We start from the raw sequence: 16,307 nt of genomic DNA, 5'->3' as shown, positions 1-16,307 counted from the left end.
GGTTTCGCACATGTGGCGTATCAGAACCCATCGTATGGGCATCGACAGCGGATCGAAGGTGTTGTTCTCGGACTTCGTGACCGATGGCGCCATGTGGACGGGCGAGGGGGATCGCGAGATCCGGATGCTCATCCCGTTCTCGGAAAAATTCGTGACCGCGCCTGCGGTGATGGTCGGGATGTCGATGTGGGACATCGACGCCGAGACCAACTCCCGCATCGACATTTCGTCGGACAACGTGACGCCAGAGAATTTCGAGATCGTGTTTCATACGTGGGGCGACACCAAGGTCGCCCGCATCCGCGCCGACTGGATCGCCTTCGGCGAGGTCGGTGACGAAGACGACTGGGACGTGCCCTAGGTCGTCTCCGAGAAGCCCGTTAGCTGTAGAGCGTTTCGTAGAGCGGCTGGAGCGTCTCGTGCTCGAACAGCGACGAGACCGACGTGCCGCCCCAGATGTTCAGGATGGCCTGCGCGAAGATCGGGGCCAGCGGCACGATACGGATGTTCGGCGCGGCGGACACTTCCGGCGTCGCGGCGATCGAGTCGGTCAGAACGAGGCTTTTCAGCTTCGACGCCGTCACCCGTTCGACCGCCGGGCCGGACATGACGCCGTGGGTGATATAGGCGTGCACCTCGGCCGCGCCGCTGTCCATCAGCACGTCGGCGGCCTTGCACAGCGTTCCGGCGGTGTCGCAGATGTCGTCGACGATGATGCAGCGTTTGCCGGTCACGTCGCCGATCACGTTCATCTCGGCCACTTCACCCGCCTTCTCGCGGCGCTTGTCCACGATGGCCAGCGGCGCTTCGATACGCTTGGCGAGTTCACGGGCACGGGCCACGCCGCCCACGTCGGGCGAGATCACCATGACGTCGTCGAGGCAGTCCTTGAAGTGGTGGCGCACATCCAGCGCGAAGACCGGGCTGGCGTAAAGGTTGTCCACCGGAATGTCGAAGAACCCCTGAATCTGCGTCGCGTGCAGGTCCATGGTCAGAACCCGCTCGATCCCGGCCTGCGTGATCATGTTGGCGACCAGCTTGGCGCTGATCGGCGTGCGCGCCTTGGTGCGGCGATCCTGACGGGCATAGCCGAAATACGGAATAACGGCCGTGATCCGGCCCGCCGACGAGCGGCGCAGCGTGTCCGAGATGATGAGCAGTTCCATCAGGTTGTCGTTCGCAGGGCGCGAGGTCGACTGGATGATGAACATATCCTCGCCGCGCACGTTCTCGTGCACCTCGACGAAAACTTCGGCGTCGTTGAACCGTTCGACGCGGGCATCGACCAGCTTGACGGCCGATCCGCGATGGATCGACATCCGCCGCGCGACCGCCTCGGCCAGTTTCAGGTTGGCATTGCCCGAAATGAGCTTGGGTTCGGTGAGTGCTGGCATGGAGGTATCCCCGGCTGTCCATGTAACAGAATCGCGACCGCTCGCGTTGACTTCGCTTAACACCGGGCTAGGGTCATGGCCACAGGCGGCACGGGCGAGGGGGCGATATGCCGAAAATAGACTACTATTTCAGCACGATTTCACCCTACACCTACCTCGCCGGCCCGCGATTTCGCGCGATTTGCGAAGCGCACGGGGCCGAGGTGAACGTCAAACCCTTCGATATCGTCGGGATGTTTCCGCGCACGGGCGGCAAGCCGCTGGCCGAACGGCACCCGTCTCGGCAGGCCTACCGCCTCGTCGATCTGGAACGGCAAGGCAAGAAGGCGGGTCTTCCGATCCACGTCCAGCCCGCGCATTTCCCGACCAATGCCGCGCCAAGTTCCTACGCGATCATCGCGGCGGCGAAGGCCGGGGGCGGCGACATCCTGTCGCTGGTGCAGGGCATCCTCGCCGCCTGCTGGGCCGAAGAAAAGAACATCGCCGAAGACGACGTCATCAAGGCCTGCCTTGCCGGCGCGGGCTTCGACCCGTCGATTGCCGACACCGGGCTTTTCACCGGGGCCGAGGTCTATGGCCGCAACCTCGAGGACGCGATCAATGCCGGGGTCTTCGGCGCGCCGTTCTTCATCGTGGACGACACCGAGAAATTCTGGGGACAGGACCGATTGGAGGATCTGGACCTGTTCCTCAAAGGAGACCTGTGATGGAGGGTGGGCCACCGCTCACCACCGTCGCGGGGCATCCGACCCACGTCGTGCGCGTCGGGTCCGGGGTGCGGCGCGCGCTGTTCATCCATTGCTCGCTCGCCCATTCCGGGGCCTGGACCGGGGTCGAGGCCGCGCTTCTGGACAAGCTTCAGATGACCGCGTTCGACCGGCCCGGGCATGGCCGCTCGGCTCCGTGGCTGGGGGGCGAGGATGGGGCGGCGCTTCATACCCTCGTCACCAATATCGCCGGAAAACTGATCGACAAGCGGGCCGATGTCATCGGCCACAGCTACGGCGCGACGGTCGCGTTGCGGCTCGCGATGGAATGGCCCGAGCATGTGCGCAGCCTCGTCATGATCGAACCGGTGTTCTTCGCCGCGATCCGGGGCACGCCGGAGTATGACGCGGCGAAGGGGATGATCGACACCCTGCGCGGCCTGATCGCCAAGGGCGACCGGATGCAGGCGGCGCAGATTTTTCACGACGCGACCAACCCGGATCTTCCGTTCACAAGACTGTCCGACGATCGGCAGAAGCGCCTTGCCTCGCGCATCGACATCGTGGTCGAGGAAAGCCCCGCCACCTTCGACGACACCGCAGGGATGCTCGATCCGGGGCGGCTGGAGAAGATCAAACAGCCCGTTCTGCTTCTGGAAAGCGCGAACCCGCCCGTCGGTGTGCGCGCGGTGCACGAAGCGCTCTGCGTCCGTATCCCGCAGACGCAGCGGGTCATTATCGCGGGCGCCGGTCACATGGCGCCACTCACGCACCCCGAAAACGTGGCGGGCGAGATCGCGGCCTTTCTGAAAATCTAGCCGCGCAGAACGGTCAGGAACTTGTCGAGCGCCGCATCGCTCATCGACCAGTCGCAGACGAGCCGCGCGGTCAGCCTGTCGTCCGCCGCCGCCCCTTCGAGGTCGCCGTCCCACATATAGTAATAGGCGCCCGCATCGAAGAGCCGCCGATGGTCCGCCACCCGCATCGTCGGAAACATCATGTTGCCCGACGGCGCATAGGCGAAGGTGATGTCGTTCATCCCCTCCATCGCGTCCTGCAACCGCTGGCGCGATGCGTTGGCGCCCCGTGCAAGCTCAAGCCAGCGCCCACCTTCGAGATAGGGCAGGAACTGAGCCGCGAGATAGCGTTGCTTGGAAAACAGGTGCCCGCCCCGCTTGCGCCGAAGCTCGAATTCCCAGGCCTTCTCGGGGTCGAAAAAGACCACGGCCTCGGCCCCCATCAGCCCGTTCTTGGTGCCGCCGAAGCTGACGACATCGACGCCCGCCTTCCACGTCATCTCCGCCGGGCTGCATCCCAGCTCGACCAGCGCATTGGCGAAACGGGCCCCGTCCAGATGCACGGGGAGGTCGTATTCCTTCGCCACGGCGCAAAGGTCGCGCAGATCGTCGAGGGCATAGATCGTTCCGCGTTCGGTGATCTGGGTGATCGACACAGGCCCGCGCTGCGGCCCGTGAACGCCGCGCGTTTCCTCGCCCGCGATCACCCGGCGCAGATCCTCCGCCGTCATGCGCCCGTCGGTCGTCGGCACCAGCGTCAGCTTGGCCCCGCCCGTGTAGAATTCCGGCGCGTTGCATTCGTCCTCATGGATATGGGCGGTATCCGTGCAGAAAACGGTGTGGAACGGCTGCGCATAGGTGGCCAGCGCAAGCGCGTTGGCCGCCGTCCCCGTCGCGACGAAATAGACGGCGGCCTCGGGGGCTTCGAACACCTCCCGCACGGCCGCGACGGCCCGCGCGGTCACGTCGTCGGCACCATATCCGCCGGTATAACCTTCGTTGGCTTCCGTCAGGGCCTCGATCACGCTCGGATGCACAGGGCCACCGTTGTCGGACGCGAAAAACATCACAGCTCCTCTTCGATCACGTAGTCTTCCCAGTCCTCTTCCGGGACTTCGAATTCGGGCACGGTCCAGCCGCGCACCGATTGACCGGCCTCGTGCGTGCTGTCCGGGGTGCCGGTCAGCAGCGGGTGCCAGTCGGGCAGGGGCTTGCCTTCGTGCCGCAGGCGATAAGCGCAGGTGCGGGGCATGAAGTAGCCGACCTTGTCCATGTTGTCGGGCCGCAGCACGATGCATTCGGGCACGAACTGCAACCGGATGTCGTATTGCGCGCAGCGGCAGGTGTCGTTGTCCAAAAGGCGACAGGCCACGCTGGTGAACACGACCTCGCCCGTCTCGTCGTCTTCCAGCTTGTTCAGGCAGCACTTGCCGCAGCCATCGCACAGCGCCTCCCACTCTGTCGGGGTGAGGCTGTCGAGCGGCAGGGTCCAGAAGTTCTTGCGCAGGCGAGTCGTCATCCGGCGACAGTCGCGCAGCGGTGCGGGAATGGAAAGGGGCGGAACCGCCTGCGGCGGGCGATCGCCTTGTTAGGGGCGTCGCAAGATTTCGGAATAACAACTTAAGGTAGAAATTTGCCTTGCGCCCTACCGGGAGTTGAATATGCTTTCTGGCACACAAGGGAGGCGCGAATTGATCCTGAGCCACATGCGAAACGCGCAGGTTGCTGAAGGGGTCCGCGCCCAGATCGACCTGCATCTCGACCGTGTGCGGCGCAGGCTTGGCTTCGACTTGGTTTTCGTGGCCCGCGTGGCGGGTGGCGAACGGCGGATCGAGGCGATGTCGGCGGCTCCGGGGTTCCCCACGGACCACAGGGTCGGAGAGGTGCGTGCGCTGCGCGATTGCCCGGTGGTTCTGGCGGCAGCACTCCGCGACCCGGCGGCCTTCGCGGGCCAGATCTCGGAGGCGGATGCGGGGCGCGACACCTTAGACCCGGTGGTGGGTGTGGCGCTTCATGCCTCCAACGGCAGCCTCTTCGGCGCGCTCGGGGGGATCGTTTCGGCACCCGTGGACATGGCCGCCATCACAACGGCAGCCGCCGCGATGGCGGTCAGCCTCGACCTGTTGCATGACCACGCCGTCGCCGCGCAACGCGTTCGCGGCTTGCTGCACGAGGTCATTCGCGAGCGGCGGTTCTACCCCGTGTTCCAGCCGATCATCGATGTCGCGACCGGAGACGTGATCTACCGCGAGGGCCTGACACGGCTCGACACCACCGACGACACGAGCGTGCCGCAACTGCTTGCCGCCGCGCATTCCGTCGGCATGGGGCCGGCGCTGGAGCTTGCTTTCGCGCGCGCCATCATCGATGCGGATGAGGGTTGGGGCGACAATGCCGGGATCGCCGTCAACCTGTCCGAGACGACCTTGCACTCCGCCGAATTCGACAGGTTCCTGACCCAAGTCGAACCGGGCCTGACCGTCGAACTGACCGAGTATGAGCCTGTCAGGGACTACCGCGCGCTTGCCGGTGTCGTTGCACGGATGCGGGCAGCGGGCCTCAGCCTCGCCATCGACGATGCGGGGGCCGGCTATACCTCGCTGCGCCATATCCTCGACCTGAAGCCCGACGTGCTCAAGATGGACGCGCAGCTCTCGACGCGGGTCGACACGGACCCCGAAGCGATCGCGCTGTTCCGCACGCTTCAGACCTACTGCGACGAAACCGGCACCGTTCTGGTGATCGAAGGCGTCGAGCGGCACGAACAACTGGTGGCGCTGCAATCGGTCGGGGTGCGTTATGTGCAGGGATTTCACCTTGGCGAACCCGAGCCGCGCCTTGGCGCCCAGAGGGGCTAGGCAGCGCATGTCGGGTGGTCTGAACCTTGGGAAACACAGGGGCGTTCCGAACGGCCGGAGCGCCTTGAAAATAGGCGACCCGACCACGGAAAAACTGCGTAATTTTTGGGCTTTAGGTCCGGTTCGGACCTTACATGCCGTGGCGACCGAAGATGGTGCGGAAGGTCATGGCGATGATCCGCAATTCCATCCCGAAGCCCGCGTTGCGGATGTAGTTCAGGTCGCGCAACGTCTTGGCCCGCGTGGCGTCGATGCCGACCGCGTATCCCAGCGTGACCTGAGCCAGACCGCTGATCCCCGGACGCACCGAGTGACGTTCGGAATAGCGCGGGATTTCAGCCGCGAATTCGCAGGCATGGTCGAAGGTGTCCGGGCGCGGCCCGATGACGCTCATTTCGCCCATCAGCACGTTCAGGGCCTGCGGAAGCTCGTCGGTCCGGGTCTTGCGGAGGATCTTGCCGAGCTTCGTGATCCGGTTGACTTCCAGAGGGTCCTTGGCGCTGCGCGTCGGGGCGGCCGCCTTGGTCATCGTCCTGAATTTCAACACTTTAAACGGCTTGCAGTCCTGGCCCATACGCTCCTGCCGGAAGAACAGGGGGCCCGGGTTCAGGAAAGGATTAACGATGAGCAACAGAAGCGCGACAACCGCGCCGATGCTCAACAGAACAAGACTAAACAAAATGTCGAAAATCCGTTTTGCCGCCCAGAATACGGGCGATCCACCGCGAAACCCTTCGCGCTTTAATTGCGCAGGTCTCGACTCATGAAAAGGCTCAAAACGAAACCCGACGTTCGGATCCGCTGACATGGTTACCCCCAGTGCTCAATCCGCCGCAATCAATCAATTTTTGGGATTTTGGCAGCCCACGTCGTCAATTTACTGCGCTGCGGCAATTTGTATAGGGTCTATTAAGCTATTTCTCCAAAACCGCTTTGGGTCGGCAAGAAATGGCGAGTCGGCGCTTAGAAATTGGGCGTTGGTGGGGGGAATCCGTGCGCAAAATCCAAGCTTATGGTTAACGCTATCGGAATTCGGGTGCAGGAATCGGCGCGCGGAGAGACTCAGTCGGCCGTGTCCGGGCCGGATTCGCCAAGCACTTCGGTCAGGGCGTCGAGTTCGCGCAAGAGCGCCTGCGTGCGTTCCGTTCCGAATTCCGCGTGGATCGCCGCGAACACCGCCGCACTGTCGTCGGCCGCCGATGCGATCAGCGTCGCACCTGCCGGGGTGAGCGAGGCGAGGCTCCGCCGCCGGTCGTCCCGGTCGCGGCGCACGTCGATGTAACCGACTTCGCGAAGGGTCTTGAGGATGCGCGTCAGGGACGGGCCGAGGATCGCGGCGCGTTCGGCCAGGGTCGAGACGTCGAGCTCGCCCGACTCCTCCAGCACGCGAAGTACGCGCCATTGCTGCTCCGTCACACCGATCTGCCGCAACATCGGCCTGATACGGAACATCACCGCTTCCCGTGCGCGCAAGAGCATGATGGGCAGCGACTTCCGCGTCGGGCTGAACGTCTGGCGTTCGACGTCTTCTGACATCCACAGGGCTCCTAATCCGGTCCGACACACATTAGGCGAGAGTTTCTGCCTGTAAAAGACGATCCCTTGCGCCTATAAAGTTAACGTGTTAAATAAATGCGCAAGAGAGGAGAATCGCACCCATGCCGCACCTGATCGTCGAGTATTCGCCGGGTCTGGAAGACATCGTCGACATGCCCGCCGTTCTGGCGTCGCTGCATGACACGCTCCTGTCGCTCGACCCGTTCCCAACCGCTGGCATCCGCGTGCGCGCCTACCGCGCCGATCACGCCATCGTGGCGGACGGGCATTCCGACAACCACTTCTGCGCGCTGACGATGAACGTCGGCCACGGGCGCGAGACCGAAGTGCTCAAGGCGGCGGGCGATACCGTGTTCGCCACCGCGCAGGCCGCGTTCGCCGTCCCCCTCGGTCAGCCGCACTTCGCCCTATCCCTCGAAATCCGGGTCATCGACCCCGTCCTCACATGGAAAGACACGCCGATCCACGGCCGTCTCTCCAAGACCTGATAGGAGCCGACATGAGCGTTCTCGACGACAACATCGCCAAGGCACAGGGGTTCATGGCGCGGTTCCGCAAGGACGGCGTGATGAACCATATCGACGGGCAGAACGTCCCCGCCATGTCCGGTGAGACCTTCACCACGATCTCGCCTGTCGATCTGAGCGAGCTTGCCCCGGTCGCCCGTGGCGGCGCCGCCGACATCGACAACGCGGTCGCGGCGGCCAAAGCGGCGTTCCCGGCATGGTCGAAGACGCCTGGGGCCGAGCGGCGCAAGATCCTCATCAAGGTGGCCGAAGCCATCGAGGCGCGGGCCGAGGAAATCGCTTTCACCGAATGTATGGACACCGGGCAGGCGCTCAGGTTCATGTCCAAAGCCGCCATTCGCGGCGCCGCCAACTTCCGGTTCTTCGCCGATCAGGCCCCGACCGCCGAAGACGGGCAGGCGCTGCGCAATCCGACCCAGATGAACGTGACCTCGCGCCGCGCCATTGGCCCGGTCGGTGTCATCACCCCGTGGAACACGCCGTTCATGCTGTCGACGTGGAAGATCGCCCCGGCGCTCGCCGCCGGATGCACGGTCGTCCACAAGCCCGCCGAGTTCTCGCCGATGACCGCCAAACTTCTGGTCGAGATCGCCGAAGAGGCGGGGTTGCCGAAGGGCGTGTTGAACGTGGTGAACGGGTTCGGTGAGGATGCGGGCAAGCGCCTGACCGAGCACCCCGACATCAAGGCCATCGCTTTCGTCGGTGAAAGCCGCACCGGGTCGATGATCATGGCGCAGGGCGCGGCGACGCTGAAGCGCGTGCATTTCGAGCTGGGCGGAAAGAACCCGGTCATCATCTTCGACGATGCCGATATCGACCGCGCCGTGGATGCGGCGGTCTTCATGATCTACTCGCTCAACGGCGAACGCTGCACCTCGTCCTCGCGGCTTCTGGTGCAGGACACGATCTATGACGAGGTGACGCGCCGCGTGGCCGAGGCCGCGGGGCGCATCAAGGTGGGCCACCCCCTCGACCCCGACACCGTGGTCGGCCCGGTGATCCACCCGGAGCACGAAGAAAAGGTCATGTCCTACTTCGCCAAGGCGCGGGAAGAGGGCGCGACCATCGCCGTGGGCGGCGCCAAGGTGGGCGAGCAGGGGTGCTACATCGCGCCAACGCTGTTTACCCATGCCACGAACGACATGGCCATCGCGCAGAAAGAGATTTTCGGCCCGGTCCTGACGGCCATTCCGTTCAAAGACGACGCGGATGCGCTCGAAATCGCGAACGGCGTGCAATACGGCCTCGCGGCCTATCTGTGGACCCGCGACCTCGACCGGGCGATGCGCATGACCGATGCGCTCGACGCGGGTATGATGTGGGTGAATTCGGAAAACATCCGTCACCTGCCATCGCCCTTCGGCGGCACCAAAGCCTCCGGCATCGGGCGGGACGGCGGCGATTGGTCCTTTGACTTCTACATGGAGACGGTGAACGTATCGTTCCCGCGCGCGGACCATAAAATCCCGAAACTCGGCGGGTGAGGCGCCATTTCGCATGACCGGAGGAGAGATGCGTCATGGGTGAAATCGTTCTGGCGGCCAAGATGACCCACGTTCCGACGATGCAGATGTCGGAGCAGGACGGGCCTATCAAGGGCAAGCGGCAGGCCGCGATCGAAGGCCACTATGAAATCGCGCGCAGGGCCAAAGCGTTGGGCGCGGAAACCGTCGTGATCTGCGACACGCACTGGCTGGTGAACGCGGGGTTTCATATCAATGCCAACGACAGGTTCGAGGGGCTTCTGACCTCGTCCGAGTTTCCGCAATTCATCCGCGACATGCCCTATAGCCACGCGGGCAACCCGGCGCTTGGCGATGCGATTGCCGAGGCCGCGTGCGAGATGGGCGTCTACACGCTCGCCCATCATCTCGACAGTCTCGACCTCGAATACGGCTCGCTCGTCCCGCTGTCGTTCATGAGCCGCGAACATGAGATGAAGGTGGTTTCCATCGCCGCCTTCTGCACGGTCCACGACCATGACGAGAGCCGTGTGCTGGGGCAGGCGATCCGCAAGGCGGTCGACGCCTCGGACGACAAGGTGTTGCTCGTCGCCTCCGGCAGTCTCAGCCACAAGATCTGGTCGAACAAGGATTATGCCCCGAACAACGGCACCTTCACGATCAGTTCCGAGTTCAATCGGCAGGTCGATCTCATGGTGCTCGAGATGTGGAAGCGCGGCGATCACGCGACCTTCCTCAAGATGCTCGGCGACTATTCCCTGCATTGCTCGGGCGAGGGCTCGATGTACGACACCGCCATGCTTTACGGTGCCCTCGGCTGGGATGCCTACACGGGCGAATGCGAGGTCGTCACCGACTATTTCCCATCCTCTGGCACTGGCCAGGTCAACGTCATCTTCCCGGTGCAGTAAGGAGCCCAGATGCCCATTCCCGCCCCGAACCTTTATCCGCCGTTCAACATCATCCGGCTGTCCCATGTCGATTTCGGCGTGCGCGATCTGGTGGCGTCCAAGGCGTTCTACGTCGATACGCTGGGCCTTCAGATCACGGACGAGGACGAGAGCACCGTCTATCTGCGCGCGATGGAGGAGCGGGGGCATCACTGCATGGTGCTTCACAAATCCACCGAGCCGCACGTCAAGGCGCTGTCGTTCAAGGTCTTCGACGAGGGCGAATTGGACAAGGCGCACGACTGGTTCAAGGCGCAGGGTCACGGGGTCGACTGGGTCGAGCGCCCCTATCAGGGTCGCACGCTCGCGACGCACGATCACCTCGGTATGCCCATCGAATTCTATTTCAAGATGGAGCGGTTGGAGCCGATCCACCAGAAATACGCGCTCTACAAGGGTGTGAAGCCGCTGCGCATCGACCACTTCAACTGCTTCGTGCCGAACGTGGACGAGGCGGTGGGGTTTTACAACGAGATCGGCTTTCGCGTGACCGAATACACCGAGGATGAGGAAAGCAAGCGGCTTTGGGCGGCTTGGACCCACCGCAAGGGCGGGGTCCATGACATCGCCTTCACCAACGGGACCGGCCCGCGCCTGCACCACACGGCGTTCTGGGTGCCGACACCTCTCAACATCATCGACCTGCTCGATCTGATGTCCACCACCGGCTATGTATCGAATATCGAACGCGGACCGGGGCGCCACGGCATTTCCAACGCGTTCTTCCTGTACATTCTCGACCCCGACGGGCACCGGATCGAGATTTACTGCTCCGACTATCAGACCGTGGACCCGGACCTCGAAGCGATCCGGTGGGATCTGAAAGACCCGCAGCGTCAAACGCTCTGGGGCGCGCCTGCGCCGAAGTCGTGGTTCGAACATGGCTCGGTCTTCGAAGGGCTCGACGTCAGCGAGTCGAACCTCGGCGCATCGCCGATCATCGCACCGTGAGGAGGGCATCATGAGCAATCGCATCGCGGCCTTCCGGGCCGATGGCACCACCCGCTACGGCGTCGTCACCGACGAGGGCCTCATCGACCTGACCGATGTGGCGGGCTACGCGGATCTTCAGGCGGTCGTCGTGGACGGCGCTCTGGAAAAGGTGATCGCGTTGGCCGAAGGACGCACGCCGACCCATGCGGCGGATGAGGTCGAGTTCCTGATCCCCATCGCGCGGCCTGAGAAAATCCTCTGCGTCGGCGTGAACTTCCCCGACCGCAATGCCGAATACAAAGACGGTTCGGCTCAGCCCAAGCATATGTCGCTGTTCCCGCGCTTTCCCCGCAGCTTCACGGGCCACGGCCAGCCGCTGATCCGCCCGCCGGAAAACCACACGCTCGACTACGAGGGCGAGGTGGCCATTGTCATCGGTAAGGGCGGTCGCCGGATCGCGGCAGGGGACGCCTATGACCACATCGCCGCGCTCACCATCGCGAACGAGGGGACCATTCGCGACTGGGTGCGCCATGCGAAATTCAACGTCACGCAAGGCAAGAACTGGGACAATTCTGGCGCCATCGGCCCGTGGCTCGTCCCCTTCACCGATCCGGCGCAACTGGACGATGCCCACATCGTGACGCGCGTGAACGGCGAGGTGCGGCAGGACGACATGCTGGCCAACATGATGTTCCCCATCCGTGAAGAGATCGCCTATATCTCGACATTCACCACGCTCATGCCCGGCGACGTCATCATCACCGGCACGCCGACCGGCGCGGGCGCCCGGTTCGATCCGCCGAAATACCTTGTCCCCGGCGACGTGGTCGAGGTCGAGGTGAACGGCATCGGCACCCTGACCAACACCGTGGCCGACGAATGACCCTGACGGACGCCCAAGTCGAACAGGCGGCTGCCGACCTTTTGGCCGCCGAAGAGAGCCGCAGTCAGATCGGCCTCCTGTCGCTCCGCCACCCCGACATAACGCTTGACGACGCCTACCGCATCCAGTCGGCCCAGATGGCGCGGAAACTGGCGGCGGGGCGGCGGATCGTCGGGTGGAAAATCGGCCTGACCTCCAAAGTCATGCAGGAGGCGCTGAAGATCGACACGCCGGACAGTGGCGTGCTTTACGACGACATGATCTTTCCGAACGGCGGGACGGTGCCGGCAGGCCGGTTCATCCAGCCGCGGATCGAGGCAGAGATCGCATTCGTGATGAAAGCGCCCCTGTCGGGTGAGGTCAGCCGCGACGACGTGATCGCGGCGACGGATTACGTCACCCCCTCGCTCGAAATCCTCGACACCCGCATCCTGCGCGCCGATCCCGACACGGGGACGCCCCGGATCATCACCGACACCGTGTCCGACAACGCGGCCAACGCGGGCATCGTGACCGGGGCGGAGCGGAACCCGCCCGAAGCCTTCGACCTGCGCTGGACCGGCGCGATCCTGTCCAAGAACGACGAAGTGGTCGCGACCGGCCTTGGCGCCGCCGTTCTGAACGACCCGGTGACGGGCATCGTCTGGCTCGCGCGGCGCATGGGGCAATACGGGCAGCGGATCGAGACGGGGCAGGTGGTCTTGTCCGGCTCGTTCATCGCGCCTATCGAATGTCCATCCGGCACCCGCATCGCCGCCGACTTCGGCGCGTTCGGGTCCGTGGCGATCAACTTCGACTAGGGGAGGGGCCGATGCCCGCACCGACCAACCACTTCAAGGCGCGGCTCAAGTCCGGCGAAACGCAGATCGGCCTCTGGGTCTCGATGGGCGATGCGTCGGTTGCGGAACTCTGTGCACAAGCGGGGTTCGATTGGCTGGTGATCGATGGCGAACACGGCCCGAACGACCTTTTGTCGATCCGCGATCAGCTGCGCGCGGTCGGCACGACGACCTCCGCCGTGGTGCGCGCCCGCGACGACGACCGCGCTTTCATCAAACAACTCCTCGACGTCGGCGCGCAGACCATCCTCATTCCGATGATCGAAAGCGGCACGCAGGCGCTCGAGGCGGTGCGCTCGATGCTCTACCCGCCGCACGGCGTGCGCGGCATCGGGGCGGCCCTGGCGCGCGCGTCCGCCTATAACGCGATCCCTGATTACCTGCACACCGCGAATGACGAGGTCTGCCTGCTGCTTCAGGTCGAGAACCGGGCAGGCGTCGCGGCGCTGGACGATATCCTCGCGGTCGAAGGCGTCGATGGCGTGTTCGTCGGCCCCGCCGATCTGGCCGCCGACATGGGCTTCATCGGCAATCCCGGCGCGCCCGAGGTTCAAGCGGTTGTGGTCGACGTGCTCACCCGTATCCGGGCGGCGGGCAAGGCGGCGGGCATCCTGACCTCGGACCGGGCGCTCGCGCAGAGCTATGCCGACATGGGTGTCGAATTCCTCGCCGTCGGCACGGATGTCGGCACGCTGGTCGGCGGGCTCAAGACCCTGCGCGGCGCGTTCTGACCTACAGGACCACGCGGTATTCCGGCAGTCCCGGCACCTCGGCCTCCTGCGCGAAGACCACGCCGTCATCGGGTGACGGGTCGTCCAGACCCATCCGCGCCGTTCCGACGAACAGGGTTTTCAGATCCGGCCCGCCCAGAGCCGGACAGGTCGCGCGCCGCGCCGGAACCTCGACGGCATAGTCGAACCGCCCGTCCGGCAGATACCGGGCCACGCGGCCCATGTTCCACTGGGCGTTCCAGATCGCACCTTCACTGTCCACGATGGAGCCGTCGGGCAGGGGGCGTTCGCAGCTCAGATCGATATGCACGCGTGCCGTGCCTGTGGGCCAGCCGTCGGCGTCCAGCGGCAGCGCCATGATCTGCCGGGTGGGCGTGTCGGTGTAGTAGGCCGTGCGACCGTCCGGCGCGAAGCAGATGGAATTGGATACGGTCACCCCGTCGACGATCCTGCGCAACTCGCCACGATAATAGCGGAAGATCGCGGCCACGCCCGGCTCGAATTTCTTGCCCATCGTGCCGATCCAGAACCCGCCGTGCGGATCGGCGCGCCCGTCGTTCGAGCGGGTCGCGGGGTTATCGGCATCCAGTTGGACGACGGTGTTCGCCACCGCCGTCTCGACATCGAACGTGAAAAGCTGTGTCTCGGACGCTACAAATAGCAGATTTCACGACACCCAGCCCGCCGCCGAGACCGCCTCGTCGAACGACCACTCGCGCAGGCCGTCCGGGCCCCGCGTTAGCAGCTTCCGGCCCAAAATATCGAACCAGTACAATTGTTTGGACAGCGGGTGCCACAGCAACCCCTCGCCAAGCGCACAGGCCCGAGTATCGAATTGGTACATTTCGCGGCGTTCCTCCCCGCTAGACGAAAAACATTTATCTGATCTATGTCAAATCGCCGTGTGAACCGGGTGGTTACATTACGAAAACGCTAGGGGAGAGCAGAATGCGTCTGACACTGAGAACGAACCTTGCCGCACGGGTCCTCATGTTCTGCGGTGTGAACACGGATCAGACCGTTCGCTCGTCTGAGATCGCCGAGGCGACCAATGCTTCGGGCAATCACCTGAGCCAAGTGATCCACAAGCTTCAGCAATTCGGATATGTCGAAACCCGGCGTGGGCGCGGTGGCGGCCTCATGCTGGCCCGCAAGCCCGAAGCCATTTCGATCGGTGCGCTGTTTCGCGATTTCGAGGCGGAGGTGCCGTTCACCGAGTGCTTCGACGCCGCCAACAACAACTGCCCGCTGATCGAGACCTGCCGCCTCAACACCTATATCAAGAAGGCGCTCGACGCGTTCTATTCCGAACTGGATGAGGTGACGCTGGCCGATCTGGTCAAGGACAACTGCGGCCTGATCGAGCTTCTCGACCTGAACCCCGCCAACGGGGTGTCCTGCGACCGCAGCCGTCAAGCCTCGGCCGCCGAGTAGATACGAAAAGGCCGCCGGGAGGGGACAGTCCCGACGGCCTCCTCAGAAGCGAAGTGCCAGGGAGATCAAGCCGGCTCGTCTTCGCTCCGTTCGCCAAGGGTCACGTTGAACGTCTGTTCCTTGCCTTTGCGCAGCACCTTCAGTTCGACATCCGACCCCGGCATGTCACCGGCGATGGCACGGGTCAGGTCGCGGGGGCCGTCGATGGCCTTGCCGTTCACCTCGGTAACGATATCGCCCGCTTGCAGCCCGGCCTCTTCGGCAGGCGTGCCCGACATGACGCTTTGCACCATCGTGCCGTTCGCCTCTTCCAGACCGAGCGCGGCGACCACGTCTTCGCTGACCGGCGCGATCTGAACGCCCAGCCAGCCGCGGCTGACTTCGCCGTCGTCCGACAGGTCCGCCACGATCTCTTTCACCATGTCCGCAGGCACGGCGAAGCCGAGGCCGATCGAACCGCCGGTGGGCGAGATGATCGCGGTGTTCATCCCGATCACCTGACCGTCGGGGTTCAGAAGCGGACCGCCCGAGTTGCCCCGGTTGATCGCGGCGTCAGTCTGGATGAAGTTGTCGAACGGACCCGCGCGCAGGTCGCGACCGATGGCCGAGACGATACCCGTGGTCACGGTGTTGCCAAGGCCGAACGGATTGCCCATCGCGATCACGTTCTCACCGACCTGAAGATCGGCCGAGGTGCCGAATTCAAGCGCGGGCAGGCCGGTCGCATCGACCTTGAGAACGGCGATGTCCGTGGCGGCATCGACGCCGACCACCTCGGCGGTCATCTCGCGCCCGTCCTCGAGCGTCACCTTGACCTCATCCGCGCCACGCACGACGTGGGCGTTGGTCACGATCTGACCGTCCTCGGACACGATGAACCCGGTGCCCGCGCCGCGCATCTGGCGGTCCGGCATCTCGCCGCGCGGGTCGCCCTCGGGCATCGGCATGCCGAAGCGCTTGGAAAACTCCTCGAACGGCGTGCCTTCGAATGGGTCGCCCTGTGCGGGCTGGGCCGATGCGTTGCGCGAGGTTTCGATGGTCACGACGGCGGGCGCCACCTGTTTGACCAGATCGACATAGCCACCCTCTACCGGGGCGGCGGCGAAAGCGGGTTGGGTGGTGTTGGTGATCGCGGCGACACCGCCACCGGCGAGAAGCGCGCTGACCGCCAATGCGGGGGCCACGCGGTTCATGATGGTGTTCTTGGGCATGAAGCATCCTCTTTTGACTG

The 16,307-nt window shown here is 64.3% G+C and carries 20 protein-coding genes; 12 read left to right on the top strand and 8 right to left on the bottom strand.

Annotated features, from left to right (window positions below; genetic code table 11):
* The first annotated feature begins 10 nt into the window (after positions 1 to 10).
* Positions 11 to 361 carry an H-type lectin domain-containing protein gene (locus FCT00_RS01130; RefSeq protein WP_040885266.1) on the top strand — a complete coding sequence of 117 codons (351 nt, stop codon included), beginning with the start codon at positions 11 to 13 and terminating at the stop codon, positions 359 to 361.
* A 19-nt stretch (positions 362 to 380) separates the two neighbouring features.
* On the opposite strand, the gene FCT00_RS01125 is transcribed toward FCT00_RS01130, so the two are convergent.
* Positions 381 to 1,394 (bottom strand): ribose-phosphate pyrophosphokinase, encoded by a 1,014-nt coding sequence (locus FCT00_RS01125; RefSeq protein WP_138421518.1) that lies wholly within the window; start codon positions 1,392 to 1,394, stop codon positions 381 to 383.
* A 107-nt stretch (positions 1,395 to 1,501) separates the two neighbouring features.
* Between FCT00_RS01125 and FCT00_RS01120 the strand changes: the two genes are divergently transcribed.
* Together FCT00_RS01120 and FCT00_RS01115 are read left to right on the top strand one after the other, a co-directional pair.
* On the top strand, positions 1,502 to 2,101 hold the full coding sequence (locus FCT00_RS01120; protein ID WP_138421517.1) for a 2-hydroxychromene-2-carboxylate isomerase: 600 nt from the start codon (positions 1,502 to 1,504) through the stop codon (positions 2,099 to 2,101).
* On the top strand, positions 2,101 to 2,919 hold the full coding sequence (locus tag FCT00_RS01115; protein WP_138421516.1) for an alpha/beta fold hydrolase: 819 nt from the start codon (positions 2,101 to 2,103) through the stop codon (positions 2,917 to 2,919). The genes FCT00_RS01120 and FCT00_RS01115 overlap by 1 nt, the downstream gene beginning before the upstream one ends.
* Here FCT00_RS01115 and FCT00_RS01110 read toward each other — a convergent pair.
* Complete coding sequence (locus FCT00_RS01110) at positions 2,916 to 3,965, bottom strand: threonine aldolase family protein (RefSeq protein WP_138421515.1); 1,050 nt, start codon at positions 3,963 to 3,965, stop codon at positions 2,916 to 2,918. The two genes, FCT00_RS01115 and FCT00_RS01110, sit on opposite strands and share 4 nt — an antisense overlap.
* Positions 3,965 to 4,417 (bottom strand): YcgN family cysteine cluster protein, encoded by a 453-nt coding sequence (locus FCT00_RS01105; protein WP_008334834.1) that lies wholly within the window; start codon positions 4,415 to 4,417, stop codon positions 3,965 to 3,967. Before FCT00_RS01105 ends, FCT00_RS01110 begins: the two co-directional genes overlap by 1 nt.
* 142 nt (positions 4,418 to 4,559) lie before the next feature.
* Here FCT00_RS01105 and FCT00_RS01100 point away from each other — a divergent pair, with 142 nt between their 5' ends.
* On the top strand, positions 4,560 to 5,756 hold the full coding sequence (locus FCT00_RS01100; RefSeq protein ID WP_138421514.1) for an EAL domain-containing protein: 1,197 nt from the start codon (positions 4,560 to 4,562) through the stop codon (positions 5,754 to 5,756).
* Positions 5,757 to 5,886: 130 nt separating this feature from the next.
* Here the strand turns inward: FCT00_RS01100 and FCT00_RS01095 are convergent, their stop codons facing one another.
* A complete protein-coding gene (locus tag FCT00_RS01095; RefSeq protein WP_083783431.1) occupies positions 5,887 to 6,564 on the bottom strand; it encodes a sugar transferase in 678 nt (225 codons plus the stop codon).
* A 254-nt stretch (positions 6,565 to 6,818) separates the two neighbouring features.
* Positions 6,819 to 7,292 carry a homoprotocatechuate degradation operon regulator HpaR gene (gene hpaR, locus FCT00_RS01090; RefSeq protein WP_138421513.1) on the bottom strand — a complete coding sequence of 158 codons (474 nt, stop codon included), beginning with the start codon at positions 7,290 to 7,292 and terminating at the stop codon, positions 6,819 to 6,821.
* A 122-nt stretch (positions 7,293 to 7,414) separates the two neighbouring features.
* Here hpaR and FCT00_RS01085 point away from each other — a divergent pair, with 122 nt between their 5' ends.
* Genes FCT00_RS01085 through FCT00_RS01055 form a run of 7 tightly spaced genes read left to right on the top strand, consistent with a single transcriptional unit; the run spans position 7,415 to position 13,642 of the window.
* The gene (locus FCT00_RS01085) at positions 7,415 to 7,801 is read left to right on the top strand and encodes a 5-carboxymethyl-2-hydroxymuconate Delta-isomerase (RefSeq protein ID WP_138421512.1); all 387 of its coding nucleotides are present in this window, start codon (positions 7,415 to 7,417) and stop codon (positions 7,799 to 7,801) included.
* 11 nt (positions 7,802 to 7,812) lie between these two features.
* Positions 7,813 to 9,324 (top strand): 5-carboxymethyl-2-hydroxymuconate semialdehyde dehydrogenase, encoded by a 1,512-nt coding sequence (gene hpaE / locus FCT00_RS01080; RefSeq protein ID WP_138421511.1) that lies wholly within the window; start codon positions 7,813 to 7,815, stop codon positions 9,322 to 9,324.
* Positions 9,325 to 9,359: 35 nt separating this feature from the next.
* On the top strand, positions 9,360 to 10,214 hold the full coding sequence (hpaD, locus tag FCT00_RS01075; RefSeq protein WP_138421510.1) for a 3,4-dihydroxyphenylacetate 2,3-dioxygenase: 855 nt from the start codon (positions 9,360 to 9,362) through the stop codon (positions 10,212 to 10,214).
* Positions 10,215 to 10,223: 9 nt separating this feature from the next.
* Positions 10,224 to 11,204 carry a 3,4-dihydroxyphenylacetate 2,3-dioxygenase gene (hpaD, locus tag FCT00_RS01070; RefSeq protein WP_138421509.1) on the top strand — a complete coding sequence of 327 codons (981 nt, stop codon included), beginning with the start codon at positions 10,224 to 10,226 and terminating at the stop codon, positions 11,202 to 11,204.
* A 10-nt stretch (positions 11,205 to 11,214) separates the two neighbouring features.
* Positions 11,215 to 12,072 carry a fumarylacetoacetate hydrolase family protein gene (locus FCT00_RS01065; RefSeq protein ID WP_138421508.1) on the top strand — a complete coding sequence of 286 codons (858 nt, stop codon included), beginning with the start codon at positions 11,215 to 11,217 and terminating at the stop codon, positions 12,070 to 12,072.
* Complete coding sequence (gene hpaH, locus FCT00_RS01060) at positions 12,069 to 12,872, top strand: 2-oxo-hept-4-ene-1,7-dioate hydratase (RefSeq protein WP_138421507.1); 804 nt, start codon at positions 12,069 to 12,071, stop codon at positions 12,870 to 12,872. Before FCT00_RS01065 ends, hpaH begins: the two co-directional genes overlap by 4 nt.
* Before the next feature lie 11 nt (positions 12,873 to 12,883).
* A complete protein-coding gene (locus FCT00_RS01055) occupies positions 12,884 to 13,642 on the top strand; it encodes an aldolase/citrate lyase family protein (RefSeq protein WP_138421506.1) in 759 nt (252 codons plus the stop codon).
* A 1-nt stretch (position 13,643) separates the two neighbouring features.
* Here FCT00_RS01055 and FCT00_RS01050 read toward each other — a convergent pair whose 3' ends face one another.
* Together FCT00_RS01050 and FCT00_RS21775 are read right to left on the bottom strand one after the other, a co-directional pair.
* Positions 13,644 to 14,306 (bottom strand): SMP-30/gluconolactonase/LRE family protein, encoded by a 663-nt coding sequence (locus tag FCT00_RS01050; RefSeq protein ID WP_328591396.1) that lies wholly within the window; start codon positions 14,304 to 14,306, stop codon positions 13,644 to 13,646.
* A 3-nt stretch (positions 14,307 to 14,309) separates the two neighbouring features.
* Positions 14,310 to 14,486: a hypothetical protein gene (locus tag FCT00_RS21775; RefSeq protein ID WP_328591390.1), complete on the bottom strand. Its 177-nt coding sequence runs from the start codon at positions 14,484 to 14,486 to the stop codon at positions 14,310 to 14,312.
* Positions 14,487 to 14,590: 104 nt separating this feature from the next.
* Between FCT00_RS21775 and FCT00_RS01045 the strand changes: the two genes are divergently transcribed.
* A complete protein-coding gene (locus tag FCT00_RS01045) occupies positions 14,591 to 15,076 on the top strand; it encodes an RrF2 family transcriptional regulator (RefSeq protein WP_040885271.1) in 486 nt (161 codons plus the stop codon).
* Between the two features lie 65 nt (positions 15,077 to 15,141).
* Here the strand turns inward: FCT00_RS01045 and FCT00_RS01040 are convergent, their stop codons facing one another.
* The gene (locus FCT00_RS01040; protein ID WP_138421505.1) at positions 15,142 to 16,287 is read right to left on the bottom strand and encodes a S1C family serine protease; all 1,146 of its coding nucleotides are present in this window, start codon (positions 16,285 to 16,287) and stop codon (positions 15,142 to 15,144) included.
* Positions 16,288 to 16,307 lie beyond the last annotated feature (20 nt).

Source organism: Maritimibacter alexandrii, from assembly GCF_005871115.1.
GTDB lineage: Bacteria > Pseudomonadota > Alphaproteobacteria > Rhodobacterales > Rhodobacteraceae > Maritimibacter > Maritimibacter alkaliphilus.
This window is presented reverse-complemented; position numbering and strand designations above follow the sequence as displayed.